We start from the raw sequence: 15756 nt of genomic DNA on the forward strand, positions 1-15756 counted from the left end.
CGCGAAGCGTAGTCAGGCGCGCTCGACCTTGTCGAGCATCCCCCAGACGGCTTCGCTGAGTTCGGGATGCTCCAGGGCGATCCGGCGCAGCACCCCGTACTCGAAACGGGTGAACACCTCGCGGCCGGCGGAGGGATGATGCGCGCGCGACTGCTCGTCGGCGAGGTCGAACTGCTCGATCGCGCCGACCCGCAGACCGATGACGACCTGCTCGTCGACACTCGGCAGGTCGGGGATGAACTGCCACGGGTCTTCGCCCGCACGGCAGCGGTGCTCGATGATCGCGGACAGTTCGTCGCGGGCCTGCTGGCGCAGCAGCTCGATGCTGCGCCGAACCTGGTCACTCAATCCCGCACCACCCTTCCCCGGAGTGGATTCAGCCTAGGCGGTGCCGCCGACGCCTGCGAATCCGGCGGCCCGGCGGGGACCGGCGCTCATTCGGTGCGGGCCAGCAGGTACGCGTTCAGGTCGGCGGTGAGCGCAGCATCCACCGGGTACTCGCGCTCGTCGAGGTGCGTGACCGGTGCGGCCTGACGGACGCTGGAGACCAGCCAGATCGCGTCGGCGTCCTGCACTTCGGCGAGCGTGAGGGGAGCGAACTCGGTGCGGAGGCCGCGGCTCTCGAAGAAGTCGAAGACCGCTGCCTGCGTCGTCCCGGCGAGGATGCCCTGGTCGGTGTTCGGGGTGCGGACCACGCCATCGGTGAGTGTGACGACGTTCGACGTGGGGGCCTCCAGCGCGAAGCCGTCGCTGCTGACGAACAGCACGTCGTCGGCACCGCGGCGCACCGCCTCACGCTGAGCGGCGCGGTTGATCGCGTACGAGAGGGTCTTGGCGCCGGCGAGCAGCCACGGCGAGGTCTCGGCCACGTCGTGGCGCAGACCGCGGTCGAGGGTGACGACGCGGATGCCGAGCCGGGCCTGCGAGAAGTCCTCGCCGAGGTCGACGAACAGCCAGCCGCTCGGGCGGCCGGTACCCTCGATGCCGCGGGTGTAGATGAGCTTCGCGAAGAGCTCCGCGTCGAGGTCGCCGTTGCGGTTCAGGTAGTCGGCGACTCCCGCGCGCACGGCCTCCCGCCACACGTCGAGGGCCGGGGCCGGGAGGTCGAGCAGCTCGGCCGAGTGCGCGAGACGCGCGAGGTGCGGTTCGAGCGCCTGAGGGTGCCCGTGGATGACCGCGATCGTCTCGAAGACCCCGTCGCCGCGGGTCACGGCGAGGTCGGTGATGCGCACCTGCGGCGCGTCGAAGTCGGCCACCGCGTAGCCGGGCTCGCCGGCCTCGGCCGTCCCGGTGGGCGTGTTGATCGTCAGCAGCGTCGCGCGTGTCATCCCCCCATTCTGCCCGCGTCTCGCCTTCCACCGGCCGCCCAGCCGCCGAGCACAGGATTTTTGCGCCGATTGGGCCGTTCTGAGCGCATTTTTCCTGTGCTCGGCGGCTTGCGGCGTGGGGGGGGCGAGGGTCAGGCGGTTTCGTGGATGCGGAAAGCCGTGTCGTTGAGGGGGGCGGTGTCGGAGACGGTGACGGACTCGACGGAGGCTCCGGGCGGCCCGGTGCGCAGCCAGGCGAGCATCCGCTCGACCTGCTCCGGCTCTCCCTCGACCTCGGCCTCCACGCTGCCGTCCAGCCGGTTGCGCGCCCATCCGGTCACGCCGAGGCGCTGCGCGGCCTCCCGGGCGCTCCAGCGGAAGCCGACGCCCTGCACGTCCCCTGTCACGATCGCTCGTCTGCGGATCACAGCCCCCATTGTGCTCCTGTCGGCCCCTTCGCGGCGGCCCATCCGGTCGGCCGATCGCGGCGGGTCGCACGCACCCCTGTTTGAATGGACGCATGAGCGAACCCGCCGACCGCATCCCCGATCTCCGCTCCGACCTCATCGCCGCCGGGCTCACCGTCGACGCGCTGACCGAGCTGTGGGGCGACGAGGCGGCGGATGCGCTGCACCGCGGCCAGCGTGTTCCCGCCGAGCGGGCGCTGGCCCAGCGGGAACGGACCCCGCTGACGACGCTCGCCCGCCTGTTCGTGCTCTCTCGCCCGGTCCCGCTCGCGGACGCCACGGCCGCGTTTCCCGCGCTCGGAGTCGACGGCGCCGAGTCGCTGGGTCTCGTCAACACCGGCTCAGGCGTCGTGTCACCCGCAGTCGACCTCCGCCCCTACGCCTTCGTGGATGCGGCCGGCCCGGCCGAGTGGTGGATCGTCTCCGACCTGGGCGAACTCGCCCTCGGGCACGCCCTCCCGGAGGACCACGTGCTCGGCGTCGGCGGCGCGTCCCTCACCCTCACCGGACTCATGCTGCAGAGGCCGGTCGAGAGCGCGCTCGACCTCGGCACCGGATGCGGCATCCAGGCGATGCACGCCGCCCGCCACGCCCGCCGAGTCGTCGCCACGGACATCTCGCCGCGCGCCCTCCGGCTCGCCGCCCTCAACCTGGCGCTCAACGAGATCGACGGCGTGGAGCTGCGGCTCGGGAGCATGTTCGAACCGGTCGACGGCGAGCGGTTCGACCACATCGTGTCCAACCCGCCGTTCGTCATCACGCCGCGGACGGAGGGTGTGCCGTCCTACGAGTACCGCGACGGCGGCCTGGTCGGCGACGCACTGGTCGAATCGTTCGTGCGTGGATGCGGCGAGCACTTGACCGCGGGCGGGATCGCCCAGCTCCTCGGCAACTGGGAGTACCGGGGCACCGGCGACGGGCTGGAGCGCGTCCGCGGCTGGGGGGATGCCTCCCCGGCTCCGCTCGACGCGTGGGTGATCGAGCGCGATGTGGAGGATGCGGCACGGTACGCCGAGACGTGGATCCGCGACGGGGGCACCCGCCCGGGTAGCCCCGACTTCGAGCGGCTGCTCGACGCCTGGCTGACGGATTTCGAGTCGCGGGACGTGCGGTCGGTCGGCTTCGGCTACCTCCTGCTGCGCCGGGCGACCGGGGTGCCGACGCTGCGTCGCTTCGAGCGGCTGCGCGCCTCTCTGGGCGCGAACGAGGCCGGCCTCGGCGTGCACCTCGGCGAGGCGCTCGCCGCCCACGATCTGCAGGCGGCGCTCGACGACGAGGAACTGTCGCGACTGCGGCCGGTCGTCGCTCCCGACGTGACGGAGGAGCGGCACCTGTGGCCGGGGGCCGACGCACCGACCGCGATCCTGCTGCGGCAGGGCGGCGGGTTCGGGAGGGTGGTGTCGGTGGATACCGGGCTCGCGGCCCTGGTCGGCGCGTGCGACGGCGAGCTCAGCGTCGCCGCGATCACGGCAGCGCTCGCCCAGCTGCTCGAGGTGGATGCGGACGCCCTGCGGCGCGAGCTGCTCGCGGGCGTCCGCGGGATGCTGGTGGACGGCTTCCTGCGGGCCTGACGCCGCCTCCGACCGGCAGCATCCGTCGGCAGCATCCACTTGACACGACACGCCGTCGTTGCCATCCCGGGAACGGCGTGTCGCGTCAACTGAACGGTCAGGCGCTGGGACGGGGGACGGGGACCAGCGTGACCGGGCCGAGGCGGCCATCCTGCACGTCGGCAGTGAGGTAGGTGCAGGCGGGCTGGCGCCTGCGGTCGGTGGGCGAGCCCGGGTTCAGGAGGCGCAGGCCGCCGGGTGACACCGTGTCCCAGGGGATGTGCGAGTGACCGAAGACGAGCACGTCCGTGTCGGGGTGGTCGCGGTCGGCGCGCGCCTCGCGTCCCGCCGCCGGACCCGTCTCGTGCACGACGGCGAACCGCACGCCGGCAAGCTCGACGCGCGCGACCTCCGGCAGCCGCGACCGCAGCTCGGGCCCGTCGTTGTTGCCCCACACCCCGACCAGGCGGCGCGAACGCTGCTCCAGCAGGTCGAGCGTGGCTGCATCCACCCAATCACCCGCATGGATGACCACGTCGGCCGCCTCCACCTCGGCGAGCACCTGCGCGGGCAGGGCGCGGGCGCGCTTCGGGACGTGCGTATCCGAGATCAGGAGCAGCCTCACGAAGGCACACAGTACGCAAACCGGCGAGACGGGTCTACTTTCGCGCGTATGGATCTACGCAACCTCGGAAACAGCGGAACGATCGTGTCGGAGTTCGCACTCGGCACGATGACCTTCGGCGCGGAGGCCGACGAGCCCGCCTCGCACGCCATCATCGAACGGTATCTGGAGGCGGGAGGCAACTTCCTCGACACCGCCGACGTGTACACCGCGGGCGCATCGGAGTCGATCATCGGACGCTGGCTCTCCCGCAACCCCGGCCGTCGCGACGACGTCGTCATCGCGACCAAGGGTCGCTTCCCCATGGGCGAGGGCCCCAACGACCTCGGGCTGTCGCGCGCGCACCTGCGGACGGCGCTCGACGCATCCCTCCGCCGCCTCGGCGTCGAGCACATCGACCTCTACCAGATGCACGCGTGGGATGCGCTGACGCCGATCGAGGAGACGCTGCGGTTCCTCGACGACGCCGTCAGCGCGGGCAAGATCTCGTACTACGGGTTCTCGAACTACCTCGGCTGGCAGCTGACGAAGGCCGTCCAGGTCGCCCGCGCCCACGGCTGGGCGCCGCCGGTGACGCTGCAGCCCCAGTACAGCCTCATCGTGCGCGGCATCGAGCACGAGGTGGTGCCGGCGGCGCTGGATGCGGGCATCGGGCTGCTGCCCTGGTCGCCGCTCGCGGGTGGCTGGCTGAGCGGCAAGTACCGCCGCGACGAGGCGCCGACCGGCGCGACCCGGCTGGGCGAGAACCCGACCCGCGGCATGGAGGCGTGGGAGGCGCGGAACGCCGACCCGCGCACGTGGGAGATCATCGATGCCGTCAACGCGGTGGCGGAGGAGACGGGGGCGTCGGCGTCGCAGGTCGCGCTGCGGTGGCTGAGCGACCGTCCGGCGGTGACCTCCGTCATCCTGGGCGCGCGCACGGTCGAGCAGCTCGATGACAACCTGGGCGCGGCGGACGTGGAGCTGAGCGACGAGCAGCGCGCCCGGCTGGACGACGCGAGCGCGCCGCGCACCGACATCTACCCGTACGGCGAGCAGGCGGTGCAGCAGCGTCACCGCAAGCGCGAGGGCGGCCGGTGAGATGTGCGCCAAATCGCGGTTATGCGGCGGTGATAGCCGCGATTTGGCGCAAATCGTGGGTTTCGGGGACGCGATAGCCGCGATTTGGCGCAAATCGTGGCCACGCGAGCGGGGGCGCGGGGCGGGCGGGCGGCTAGCGGAGCGCGGCGAGCTCGCGGAGGAGGTCGCCGGCGGCGGACGTGACGGCGGCCTGCGGCGCGCGCAGCCCGACCACGACGTCCGTCGTGCCGGGGCCGCTGCCACGCATCCGGAGCAGCGCGATCCGCAGTTCGACCGTGCCGCCCGGGATGCGGTGCCCGCTCATCGAGAGCACGTCGGAGTCGAACGTCAGCGCGGTCCACTCGTCCGCAGCTGCGGTGGTGTCCTCGGCGAGGCCCGCGAGCCACGCGGCGAGGTCGCGGACTTCTGCCGCGGTCAGGAACGGGTCCGACAGGGTCCAGCTGCGGCCGTCGTCCGCGACGGTCGCCGCCATGACGACGCGCGCGTCCCCGGGGTCGACGCCGTCTGCACGGGCGCCACCCGGGTCCACGTGCCACCCGGCGGGCCGGAGCTCGACCGCACGCGCGCCGGACTCGTCCTGCAGCTTCACGGCGCCGGCGGCACCACCGTCAGGACGCGCTCGATGTACTCGAAGAAGGCGTTCATGTAGCCGCGGAGGAACTCCTCGGTCCCCGGGTCGGTGACCGAGCCGTCGTCCTCGATGAGCCCGGGCCGCATCCAGATGTACGCCTCGGGCGCGTTCATCTGCGGAGCCTGCAGGAAGCTCAGGACGCTGCGCAGCTGCTGCTGCGCGACCGCCGTCCCGATCTGGCCGGGCGAACCGCCGATGACCGCCGTCGCCTTGCGAGCGATCACGTTCTCGCCGTACGGACGGCTCGCCCAGTCGATCGCGTTCTTCAGCGCGCCCGGAATCGACCGGTTGTACTCGGGCGTGATGAAGAGGAGCGCATCCTGCTCGGCGATCAGTCGTTTGAACTCCTGCGCCTCGGCGGGGAAATTGCCATCCAGGTCGCGGTTGTACAACGGAAGACCGCCGATCGGGATCTCGGTGAACACCAGGTCGGAGGGCGCCAGCTGGAGAAGGGCCTTCGACAGCGTGCGGTTGACCGATTGCGTGGAGAGGCTCCCCACGAAGTAGCCGACCTTGTAAGGCGGTTGGAGCTCGTTGATCGTTGCCATGAGGCCCATCGTGCACCGCGCTCCCGGGCGCGTGAAGCCCCCCGTCGTCGGCTTAAGCACCCCGTGCGGCCGGAATAGGGCATCCTCCCGATGTTTGCGGGATGCCTTAGCGAGCAGTCTGAGGTCATCGCCGGACGCGACCTGCGCGGCGAAGCAAGAGGGGACGGGATCATGCTGTTGGACGAGTACGTGGACTTCCGGGTGCGGACGGGCGAGTCGGAGCGCCTGCGGGTGGAGCGCGAGCAGGCGCGGCGGGTGCGCGAGCACGGGCGGTGGCTGCAGTCCCTGCTCCGGCGGGGGACGGCGGAGGCTGCGGCGACGGCGACGGATACGGCTAGGGCTTCCGCGCCGGTCGAGGCCGGCGCGCCGGCGGCTCTGCCCATCGCAACGCCTGCGGAGAAGGGTGCGCCGGAGCCTGTGGAAGTGCCGGAGCGGCAGCTGGCTCGCGCCGGCCACTGAGGTGGTCGGCGGCGAGCTGTCCGCCCTGCGGGAAGCGGTCGGTGGCGGGGGTCCGGATGTCGGTGGTGCGTGGCACGATGATGCCATGCGAGCAGCGGCTTCGAGCCAGACACTGGTCGGTCGGGGGTCCGACCTGGCGGCGCTGCGCGACGAGTTCCAGGCCGCGGCCGCGGGGGAGCCGAGGGCCGTGGTGATCGGGGGAGAGGCGGGGATCGGCAAGTCCCGTCTGCTCGAGGAGTTCCTGGTCGAGCACGACGCCAGCGCGACGGTCCTGGTGGGCCGCTGCGTCGATGTGGGCGACGACGGGCCGCCGTACGCCCCGTTCGCCGGGGTGCTGCGGAGGCTCATCCAGGTCGTCGGGCTCGAGCGCGTCCTGGAGGTGGCCGGCTCCAGCGCGGGGGTGCTGCCGGCCTTGCTGCCCGAGCTGGCGGACGAGTCGGCGGTGCCGCCGCGCACCGGCGCCGAGCGCCTCTACGAACTGGTGACCGACCTGCTCGAGAAGCTCTCGGCGGAACGGCCGGTCATCCTCGCGATCGAAGACCTGCAGTGGGCGGACCGCTCGACGCTGGAGCTGCTGCGCTTCCTGGTCCGGATGGCCGAGCACGCCCGCCTCCTCGTGGTGCTGACCTACCGCAGCGACGAGGTGCCGCGCGGGCACGTCCTCCGGTCCTGGCTTCCCGAACTCGATCGGACGCGGCGGGTGACCCGCTGGGAGGTGGCCCGGCTGGGCCGCGGCCAGGTGGCCGAGCTCGTCGAGCAGCTGCTCGGGCGCGTGCCGGACGACGGCTCTCTGGAACGTGTCACGGAACTGAGCGAGGGCGTTCCGTTCTTCGTCGAAGAGCTGGTCGGGATCGACGGGCTGCGTTCCGGAGACGACCTGCCCGAGACGCTCCGCGAGCTGGTGCTCACACGATTCGAGCGACTGAGCGAACCGGCTCAGCGGCTGCTGCGTGTGCTCGCAGCCGGTGGAGTGTGCGTGACGCACGAGCTGCTCGCCGCGGTGTACCAGGGAACACCGGAAGAACTGGATGCCGCAGCACGCGAGGCGATCGTCGCCAACCTGCTCGCCGCAGACTCGACCGAGTACTCGTTCCGCCACGCGCTCGTGCGCGAGGCGGTCCACGCCGACCTGCTCCCGGGCGAGCGGACCCGGTTCCACGCGCTCTACGCCGAGGCTCTGGAGGCGAGCCCGCAGCGCTCTGCGGTGCAGCTGTCGTCGCACTGGCTCGCCGCACACGACGTGCGCCGCGCGTTCCTCGCGTCGCTGGAGGCGATGGAAGAGGCCAAACGGTCGTACGCGTATGCGACCGCAGCGGCGATGGGCGACCGGGTGCTGGAACTGTGGGACCGCGTCCCCGACGCCGAGGAGCTCAGCGGACGCGACCGCGTCGCCGTGATCGCCCGCACGGCATCCGCGCTGCGCAACGCCGGCAACAACGAGCGCGCGCTCGCCCTCGTGGAGGTCGCCCTCGCGGAGTCGGACGGGCTCGCCCCCTCTCGGCGGGCACGGCTGCTGCGAGACAAGGGCCAGTACCTCGGCAACCTCAACCGTCCAGGCGCCGCCGAGCTGCTGGAGGAGGCCCTGGCGCTCGTGCCGCCCGACGCGGTGCCGCCGGGGGACCCGCTGCGGCCGCACCTGCTCACCGAGCTCGCGGCGCAACGGATGCTCGCGGGAACCTTCGAGACCGCCATCCCGACCGCCCGCGCAGCGATCAGGGAGGCGGAAGCGGCCCCTCCGCCGCTCCGGTCGGTCGCGCACAACATCCTCGCCGCGTCGCTGGTGGCCGCCGGCGAGATCTCAGAGGGCTTCGCGGAGTTCGAGATCTCCAGCGCACTCGCCGCGGGCGACGCCGGCGCGACCCTGCGGTATGCCGTGAACGCATCCGACGCCCTCAACTCGGTCGGCCTGTACGAGGATGCTGTCCGGCTGGCGGAGTCGGGGGTCGCCCGCGCGCGCGAGCGCGGTGTGGAGCGGACGTCGGGCATCTGGCTCGCGGCGAACACCGCGGAGCCGCTGATCGCGCTCGGCCAGTACGACCGCGCGGAAGAGCTGCTGCGCATCGCGCTCGGCTTCGACGACCGCGCCGGGCTCTCCGCTCAACTCCAACGCGCCCGGCTCTGGGTGTGGCACGGCGAACCGGAAAGGGCGGATGCTCTGCTGCGCCGGTTCCGGATCCCCCTCCGTGCCCTTGCCGAGATGGAGCAGCAGACCCGCCTGCTCCTCGCGCGGATCGCCGCCGAGACGGCGATCGCCCTCGGCGACTACGAGCGCGCCTGGGCGGAGACGCGCGGCATCGGCTCGCCGCCGTTCCGCTCGCTGCCCGGTCTGGATCTGCCCGTGCTGGCCGGAGCCTCCCGGGCACTCGCCGAATTCGCGATGCGCGGCAGTGGACCGGCCGGCGGCTATGCCGACCACGGTCCAGATTCCGACTCGTCGAGCGGGGTGATCGTCGTCGAATCGGAGGTGGAGCGGCTGGCAGGCGTGCTGGACGGTCTCCGCGAATGGCCGACGGCCCGAGCGTGGGCACCCCTCATCGACGCGGAGCTGGCGACCGCCCGCGCGGCGATGTCGGGTGCTGTCGACCGCAGCGAGCGTTACGCCGGTGTCCTCGCCGCGTGGGAAGACGCGGCGTCGGCGGCCGGCGATCCGGTCGCGCCCGCCCACCTGCGTCCCTATGCACTGCTGCGCGCCGCACGTGTGGCTCTAGCCGCGGGGGAGCGATCCCGGGCCGAGACGCTCGTGTCCGACGCGCGGGCGCTCGCGGAGGAGCGCGGCATCCGGCTCCTCGTGGCCGCCGCCGACGCTCTCGCGGCCCACCCGCCCGGGCACGCCGCCCCCGCTGCGTCGGCGCAGGGCGCGCCGCTGACGGAGCGCGAGGAGCAGGTCCTCGCACTGATCGAGCAGGGACTCAGCAACAAGCAGATCGGCGAGCGGCTCTACATCAGTGCAAAGACGGCGAGCGTGCACGTCTCGAGCATTCTGCGCAAGGTCGGCGCGTCGAGCCGGACCGAGGCCGTCTACCGCGCCTCACGCCCGGCCCGCTAGCCCCCGGCATCGTCCGGACGAGAACGATGTGTCGCAACACGCCGTTGAGCGACGCGCATAACGGCGTGTTGCGACCCATCGTCGCGGCGCCGCGCGGCGTGGCGTGGCGCCGGGCTAGCTTTCGACGGCGACCGCGCAGCGGATGCAGAACTCGGCCGTCGGACGCGCGCGAAGCCGGTCGACCCCGATGGGCCGTCCGCAGCGCGCGCAGATACCGTACGTGCCGCGGTCGAGCCTGCCCAGCGCTGCGTCCACGGCGACGATGTCGTGCGCCGCATCCGAGCGGAGCGCCTGGAGCCGGCTCCACTCCGACGACAGCGTCGGCCCTTCCGGGTCGTGCTCGTCGTCCGCGGTCGACTCCGACCGTGACGCCAGCAGCGTCCCCAGCGACTCCGCCATCCGCTGCGACTCGGCCACGTCGCCGCGCCGTCGTTCGCGCAGCAGCGCCTCGAGTTCTTCCAGCTCAGCCGCGTCGAGGCCGCCGAAGGCGTCATCGCCTGTCGTCACCTCGAGCTCGTCCGTGTTCGTTTCGTGCACGAGCGCACCCCTTCCGATCCCCCGATCGTGGCATCCCGATCGGGTCAGCGTACGCCTAGGTGCACGGAACCGCGCAAGCGACGCGCGTAGGCTCAGCTGGTGCCCTCCTTTCGCGTGATCGTCGCCGTCGGCCGTCTGCGCCCGGGAGTCGACCCCCGCTCGATCGAGCCGGCCGCGGCCGGCGCGGCCCGGGAACTCGCCGTCGTCGAGGCCAGCAGCGTCGACGTCGTCGCGGGCGAGGCCCGGCTGACCGTGCGGTTCACGGAGGACACCGAGCGGTCCGCGTTCCGGGTCGCCGAGCACACCGTGGCGCACCTCAGCACGCTCGCCGACATCGGCGGGTGGCGGCTCACCGAACGCGTCGGCGGCCGCTGGTTCCGCCGGGCGTAGTCCGCTGGGCTGAGCGCCCCGCGGAACCGTCCCGTTCACACGGCGGCGGGAAGCGACTCCTCGATCAGCCCCACGATCGCCGGGTCGTCCGGCTCCGTCTGGGGACGGAAGCGATGGACGGCACCCTCAGGAGTGATCACGAACTTCTCGAAGTTCCACTTCACCCGCCCCGCCTTGCCCTCCGCATCCGGAGCCTTGGTCAGCTCCTGGTACAGCGGATGCGCGTTCCGGCCGTTCAGGCGCACCTTCTCCATCATCGGGAACGTGACGCCCCAGGTGGTCGAGCAGTACTCCTTGATCGCATCGGTCGAGCCGAGCTCCTGCAGGAACTGGTTGCTCGGGAACCCGACGACGGTGAAGCCCCGCTCGCCGTACGTCTCCTGCAGTTTCTCGAGCTTCTCGTACTGGGGCGCGAGCCCGCAGCGGGAGGCGACGTTGACGACGAGGATGACCTTGCCCGCGTATGCGGAGAGGGTGGTCGGCTCGCCGTCGATGGTCTGGAAGGGGATGTCCATCACGGTCATGATGGCAGCGTATGGCCCGACGCTCGGAACCGGCTCGGAGAATGCGGGGTCGGTCGCGCGATCCGGCAGCTCAGCACTCGATGACGTTGACAGCGAGGCCGCCCTCGCTCGTCTCCTTGTACTTGGTGGACATGTCCAGCCCGGTCTGACGCATCGTCTCGATCACCGTGTCCAGCGACACCAGATGCCGGCCGTCACCGTGCAGTGCGAGCCGGGCGGCGGAGACGGCGGTGGAGGACGCGATCGCGTTGCGCTCGATGCACGGGATCTGCACGAGGCCGCCGACCGGGTCGCAGGTGAGTCCGAGGTGGTGCTCCATCGCGATCTCGGCGGCGTTCTCCACCTGCCGGGGTGTCCCGCCGAGCACCGCGCACAGGGCACCAGCGGCCATGGCACAGGCCGACCCGACCTCCGCCTGGCAGCCTCCCTCGGCTCCCGAGATCGACGCATTGGCCTTGAACAGGGAGCCGATCGCGGTCGCCGTCAGGAGGTACTGGCGGATACCTTCGGCGGACGCACCGGGGACGAACCGCAGGTAGTAGTGCGCGACGGCCGGGATGATTCCGGCCGCGCCGTTCGTCGGCGCCGTCACGACCCGGCCTCCGGATGCGTTCTCCTCGTTCACGGCGAGCGCGAACGCGTGCAGCCATTCGAGCGCGGTCGCGCGCCCCGGGTCGTCCTGCACCGCCTCCAGGTGCTCCCGCATCGCCGCCGCGCGGCGCCGGACACCGAGCCCGCCGGGGAGGGTGCCGTCACCGGCCAGTCCGCGCGCGACGCACTCGGCCATCGCCTCCCAGATCAGGTCGAGCCGCTCGCGCGTCGCGTCGGCACCGTGCAGTGCCACTTCGTTGCGGCGGGCGACCTCGCAGATCGGGATGCCGTCGCGCTCGCAGATCGCGAGGAGCTCCTCGGCGCTGTCGTAGGGGAGGGGATGCGCGTGGCGCGCCGCCAGGTCGGCCTCCTCGCCGTCGCGCCGGATGAAGCCGCCGCCGATGGAGTAGTAGGTCTCCTCCAGCAGAGGGAGCGGCGAGCGCTCGCCCGCGGCATCCCGCCCCCACGCCCGCAGGGTCAGGGCGTTCGGGTGGCCGGGGAGGCGGGTGCGCGGCTCGAACGCGATGTCGTCCTTGCTCAGGGGGATGGCGCGCCGGCCGGCCAGCAGGAGAGTCGCGCCCGGTTCGAGGCCGGACCAGAGGCCCCGGACGTCCTCCGGACGGCAGGTCTCGGGCTGCAGGCCGCGAAGGCCGGCGATCACCGCATCCGGTGTGCCGTGCCCGATGCCCGTGGAACCGAGCGAACCGTAGAGAGTGCAGGTGACCTGGTCGACGCGGTCGATGACCCCCTCGGCCTCGAGGCGAGCGGCGAAGGCGGCGGCGGCTCTGAGTGGTCCGACAGTGTGCGAACTCGAGGGGCCGATGCCGATCGAGAACAGGTCGAAGGCCGAGACGTACGCTGTCACATCCACCAGTCTATGTCGGCGCAGGCGCCGCTTTCGGGCGTCGTCGCGCGCATCCGCGCACGGATCGTGCGTGGCGCTGTCTCCGGGCTCGCGACTGCGGCGGCCGTCCCGTAGGAGATCGTGCGCCGCATCTCCGACGCACCGCGGTCGGTCGGAGATCGCCGGCGCAGGGCGTCCGGATCTCCGACGCAGGCCGCGGAAGCTCCGACGCAGGCGCGGTCGGTCGCTGACGCGTTGCGACATGATGTCGCAACTCGGCGCGCTTTCGTGCAACGAGTCACCACTCGGGTGAGCGGATAGCGGCGCGGAACGCGAAGCGGCCGCCGCATCCCTCCGCAGGATGTGGCGGCCGCCGTTCGGGGGACCGGGTGCGCCGGTCAGGCCTTGCGCATGTAGGCCCGGACGGTGAGCGGCGCGAAGACCGCGACGATCACGGCGGCACCGGCGAGGGCGATCCAGCCGTCGGCGCCGAACGTGCCGTTGTTCGCCAGGTCGCGCACGGCGGTGACGAGGTGCGACACGGGGTTGATGTTGACGAACCACTCCAGCCAGGCCGGGAGCGTGCTCGGCGAGACGAACGCGTTCGAGAAGAACGTCAGCGGGAACAGGATGAGGAAGGAGATGCCCTGCACCGACCCCGCGGTGCGGGCGATCACGCCGAAGAAGGCGAAGATCCAGCTGATCGCCCAGGCGCAGGCGACGACCAGCAGGCCACCCAGTGCGGCGAAGCCGAACCCGGCGCCCGGGCGGTAGCCCATGGCGAAGCCGACGATGAACGTGATCGTCGTGGCGATCGCGTAGCGCAGGGTGTCCGCGAGCAGTGCCCCGGAGAGCGGGGCGATGCGGGCGATCGGCAGCGACTTGAAGCGGTCGAACACGCCCTTGTCCATGTCCTCGCGGAGCTGGACGCCCGTCACGACGGATGCGGTGATGACGGTCTGCACCAGGATGCCGGGAATCAATTGCGGGAGGTAGGCCTCCACGCTGCCTGCGATCGCGCCGCCGAACAGCCAGGCGAACATGACGGTGAAGATGACCGGTTGCAGGGTCACGTCGAACAGTTGCTCGGGGGTGCGCCGCACCTTGAGGAGGCCGCGGCGGGCCATCGTCAGGGTGTTCGCGACCGTCTGGCGGAGGCTGACGTGGTTCTTCAGCCGCCGCTCGGACGGCGGTGTGATGGTGGCGATGGCGCTCATGCCCGGACTCCTTCTACTGTGTCTGCCGTGTTGTCGTCGTCGGCGGACGCGTCCGCCTTCTCGGCCGCCGTTTCGTCCTCGACGCCGTGACCGGTGAGGGTCAGGAACACCTCGTCGAGTGTGGGCTTCTGCACGGACATCTCCTGCAGGTGGATGCCCGCCTCGCGGAACGTCACGAACAGGTCGGTGACGGCGTCCGCGTCGCGCATGGGCGCGGTGATGCGGGAGCCTTCGGGCGACACCACCGCATCCACTCCGAGCACGGTCTGGATGGCGCGCCGCGCGTCCTCGATGTCGGCCGGGTCGGTGAGGCGCAGTTGCAGCGAGGACTCGCCGACCGACGCCTTGAGTTCGTCGGCCGTGCCCTCGGCGACGACCCGGCCGCGGTCGATGACCGCGATGCGGTCGGCCAGCTGGTCGGCCTCGTCGAGGTACTGCGTGGTGAGAAGCACGGTGGAGCCGGTCGAGACGAGGCGGCGGATCGTGTCCCACATCTGCGACCGGGTCCGCGGGTCGAGGCCCGTGGTCGGCTCGTCGAGGAAGATCAGCGGCGGCTGCGCGATGAGGCTGGCGGCCAGGTCGAGTCGCCGTCGCATGCCGCCGGAGAACTTCTTGAGCGGGCGCTTGGCGGCATCCGTCAGCCCGAACTCCTCGAGCAATTCCGCGGTCTTCGCCTTCGCCTCGCGGCCGGAGAGGCCGAGCAGGCGGGAGAAGATCATGAGGTTCTCGTTGGCGGACAGCGTCTCGTCGACCGAGGCGAACTGGGCGGTCACGCCGATGAGCTGGCGCACGACCTGCTGCTCCTTGCGGATGTCGTGGCCGAAGATGAAGGCGTCGCCCGCGTCCGGCTTCAGCAGGGTGGCGAGCATGGAGATGACGGTGGTCTTGCCGGCGCCGTTGGGGCCGAGGACGCCGTAGACGGCTCCGGCGCGGACGGTGAGGTCGACGCCGTCGACGGCGCGGTTGGCGCCGAAGGTCTTGACGAGCCCGTGGGCCTCGACGGCCCACTCCGAGCTGCGAGTCATGATGGTCCTTTCCTGGTGGAAACGGTGATGCTCCGATGATGTGGGCGCGCGCTTACACCGCCCTTACGTGCCGCTTACACGGCGGAGGGGTGGCTGTAAGGGCGTGTGAGGAGCCGAGTGGATGCGCTCGGCGGTCAGGCGGCGCGGTCAGGCGGCGCGTCGCGCGGTGGTGAGCAGCTCCTGCCGGTCGACACCGGCCAGGGTGAGCACGCGGGGAACCGTGCCGAGTTCGAGACCCAGGAGGGCGGCGAGCAGATCGAGCTCCCCCGACCGCTGCCGCCGGTTGGCCGCGGCGACCCGGTGGGCGCGAACGAGCGCTTCACGGGCGGACGCGCCCCAGCGCGGGCGGGTCAGGCGGGGAGACGCGGCCAGGCGTTCAGCGGGAGGCTGCGTGATTCCCGCGACCCGGAGGCTGGCGGCGCGTTCGGCCGTCATCGCGGCGTCGAGGCCGTCCGGGTCGAGGCCCGCATCGGCGAGCACGGTGCGGACCGGCAGGCTGCCGTCGCGAGACAGGGCGAGCAGGAGGTGCTCGGCCTCGACCGCGCCCGATCCACGCTGCTGCGCTTCGGTGACGGCGCGGATAATGACGGGTCGCAGGGCTCGCGACAGCGGCTGGCCCGGAACGTTCTGCGCTCCGGAGGTGGTCTCAGACATTGCGTCTCCTCAGTTCGACGCCGGCGGCGGCGACGCGGCGCAGGTGCTTCTTGTGCACCGCTTGGCGGGTGATGCCGAGGGCGTCGGCGATCTGCGTCCAGGTCCACCCTTCGCGCAGGGCGCGCTCGACCTCGGCGTCTTCCATTCGGTCGGCGAGTTCGCGGAGCGCGACGACGGCGGCGAGACCGTCGGCGACGCCTCCGACGGGGTCCGGGAACGGCGTGGTGGGGTTCATGGAAGCAACTATAGTTGCTTAAATCA

At 71.8% G+C, this 15756-nt stretch carries 18 protein-coding genes; 5 read left to right on the forward strand and 13 right to left on the reverse strand.

Annotated elements, in window-relative coordinates:
• Window positions 1–12: 12 nt before the first annotated feature.
• From P3F85_RS04125 to P3F85_RS04135, 3 genes are all read right to left on the reverse strand, one after another.
• Window positions 13–348: a hypothetical protein gene (locus P3F85_RS04125; protein ID WP_374009984.1), complete on the reverse strand. Its 336-nt coding sequence runs from the start codon at window positions 346–348 to the stop codon at window positions 13–15.
• 86 nt (window positions 349–434) lie between these two features.
• Window positions 435–1328: an aminodeoxychorismate lyase gene (locus P3F85_RS04130; RefSeq protein ID WP_374009985.1), complete on the reverse strand. Its 894-nt coding sequence runs from the start codon at window positions 1326–1328 to the stop codon at window positions 435–437.
• Between the two features lie 131 nt (window positions 1329–1459).
• A complete protein-coding gene (locus P3F85_RS04135; RefSeq protein WP_374009986.1) occupies window positions 1460–1744 on the reverse strand; it encodes an acylphosphatase in 285 nt (94 codons plus the stop codon).
• An 83-nt stretch (window positions 1745–1827) separates the two neighbouring features.
• On the opposite strand from P3F85_RS04135, the gene P3F85_RS04140 reads away from it, so the two are divergent.
• Window positions 1828–3345, forward strand: a complete 1518-nt coding sequence (locus P3F85_RS04140) for a methyltransferase (RefSeq protein WP_374009987.1) — start codon at window positions 1828–1830, stop codon at window positions 3343–3345.
• 97 nt (window positions 3346–3442) lie between these two features.
• Here P3F85_RS04140 and P3F85_RS04145 read toward each other — a convergent pair whose 3' ends face one another.
• Complete coding sequence (locus tag P3F85_RS04145) at window positions 3443–3949, reverse strand: metallophosphoesterase (protein WP_374009988.1); 507 nt, start codon at window positions 3947–3949, stop codon at window positions 3443–3445.
• Window positions 3950–3997: 48 nt separating this feature from the next.
• Between P3F85_RS04145 and P3F85_RS04150 the strand changes: the two genes are divergently transcribed.
• On the forward strand, window positions 3998–5029 hold the full coding sequence (locus tag P3F85_RS04150) for an aldo/keto reductase (RefSeq protein WP_374009989.1): 1032 nt from the start codon (window positions 3998–4000) through the stop codon (window positions 5027–5029).
• 133 nt (window positions 5030–5162) lie between these two features.
• Here the strand turns inward: P3F85_RS04150 and P3F85_RS04155 are convergent, their stop codons facing one another.
• Both P3F85_RS04155 and P3F85_RS04160 read right to left on the reverse strand, forming a co-directional pair.
• Window positions 5163–5618, reverse strand: coding sequence for a hypothetical protein (locus tag P3F85_RS04155; protein ID WP_374009990.1), 456 nt, complete (start codon window positions 5616–5618; stop codon window positions 5163–5165).
• Window positions 5615–6217: an NADPH-dependent FMN reductase gene (locus tag P3F85_RS04160; protein ID WP_374009991.1), complete on the reverse strand. Its 603-nt coding sequence runs from the start codon at window positions 6215–6217 to the stop codon at window positions 5615–5617. Before P3F85_RS04160 ends, P3F85_RS04155 begins: the two co-directional genes overlap by 4 nt.
• 162 nt (window positions 6218–6379) lie before the next feature.
• Here P3F85_RS04160 and P3F85_RS04165 point away from each other — a divergent pair, with 162 nt between their 5' ends.
• A complete protein-coding gene (locus P3F85_RS04165) occupies window positions 6380–6667 on the forward strand; it encodes a hypothetical protein (protein ID WP_374009992.1) in 288 nt (95 codons plus the stop codon).
• An 85-nt stretch (window positions 6668–6752) separates the two neighbouring features.
• Entirely contained in the window at window positions 6753–9713 is a 2961-nt protein-coding gene (locus P3F85_RS04170) for an AAA family ATPase (protein ID WP_374009993.1), read from the forward strand.
• 114 nt (window positions 9714–9827) lie between these two features.
• On the opposite strand, the gene P3F85_RS04175 is transcribed toward P3F85_RS04170, so the two are convergent.
• Window positions 9828–10250 (reverse strand): TraR/DksA family transcriptional regulator, encoded by a 423-nt coding sequence (locus P3F85_RS04175; protein ID WP_374009994.1) that lies wholly within the window; start codon window positions 10248–10250, stop codon window positions 9828–9830.
• 99 nt (window positions 10251–10349) lie between these two features.
• Between P3F85_RS04175 and P3F85_RS04180 the strand changes: the two genes are divergently transcribed.
• A complete protein-coding gene (locus P3F85_RS04180) occupies window positions 10350–10640 on the forward strand; it encodes a hypothetical protein (RefSeq protein WP_374009995.1) in 291 nt (96 codons plus the stop codon).
• Between the two features lie 35 nt (window positions 10641–10675).
• Here P3F85_RS04180 and P3F85_RS04185 read toward each other — a convergent pair whose 3' ends face one another.
• The 6 genes from P3F85_RS04185 to P3F85_RS04210 form a co-directional block, all read right to left on the reverse strand.
• Window positions 10676–11164: a glutathione peroxidase gene (locus P3F85_RS04185; RefSeq protein ID WP_374009996.1), complete on the reverse strand. Its 489-nt coding sequence runs from the start codon at window positions 11162–11164 to the stop codon at window positions 10676–10678.
• A 70-nt stretch (window positions 11165–11234) separates the two neighbouring features.
• A complete protein-coding gene (locus P3F85_RS04190) occupies window positions 11235–12620 on the reverse strand; it encodes an L-serine ammonia-lyase (RefSeq protein WP_374009997.1) in 1386 nt (461 codons plus the stop codon).
• A gap of 377 nt (window positions 12621–12997) precedes the next feature.
• Window positions 12998–13816, reverse strand: a complete 819-nt coding sequence (locus P3F85_RS04195; RefSeq protein ID WP_374009998.1) for an ABC transporter permease — start codon at window positions 13814–13816, stop codon at window positions 12998–13000.
• Window positions 13813–14841 carry an ATP-binding cassette domain-containing protein gene (locus tag P3F85_RS04200; RefSeq protein ID WP_374009999.1) on the reverse strand — a complete coding sequence of 343 codons (1029 nt, stop codon included), beginning with the start codon at window positions 14839–14841 and terminating at the stop codon, window positions 13813–13815. The genes P3F85_RS04195 and P3F85_RS04200 overlap by 4 nt, the downstream gene beginning before the upstream one ends.
• Window positions 14842–14988: 147 nt before the next feature.
• Window positions 14989–15495 carry a Clp protease N-terminal domain-containing protein gene (locus P3F85_RS04205; RefSeq protein ID WP_374010000.1) on the reverse strand — a complete coding sequence of 169 codons (507 nt, stop codon included), beginning with the start codon at window positions 15493–15495 and terminating at the stop codon, window positions 14989–14991.
• The gene (locus tag P3F85_RS04210) at window positions 15488–15730 is read right to left on the reverse strand and encodes a helix-turn-helix domain-containing protein (RefSeq protein WP_374010001.1); all 243 of its coding nucleotides are present in this window, start codon (window positions 15728–15730) and stop codon (window positions 15488–15490) included. The genes P3F85_RS04205 and P3F85_RS04210 overlap by 8 nt, the downstream gene beginning before the upstream one ends.
• Window positions 15731–15756: the final 26 nt, after the last annotated feature.

The organism is Leifsonia sp. T36S-04 (assembly GCF_042465655.1).
GTDB lineage: Bacteria > Actinomycetota > Actinomycetes > Actinomycetales > Microbacteriaceae > Leifsonia.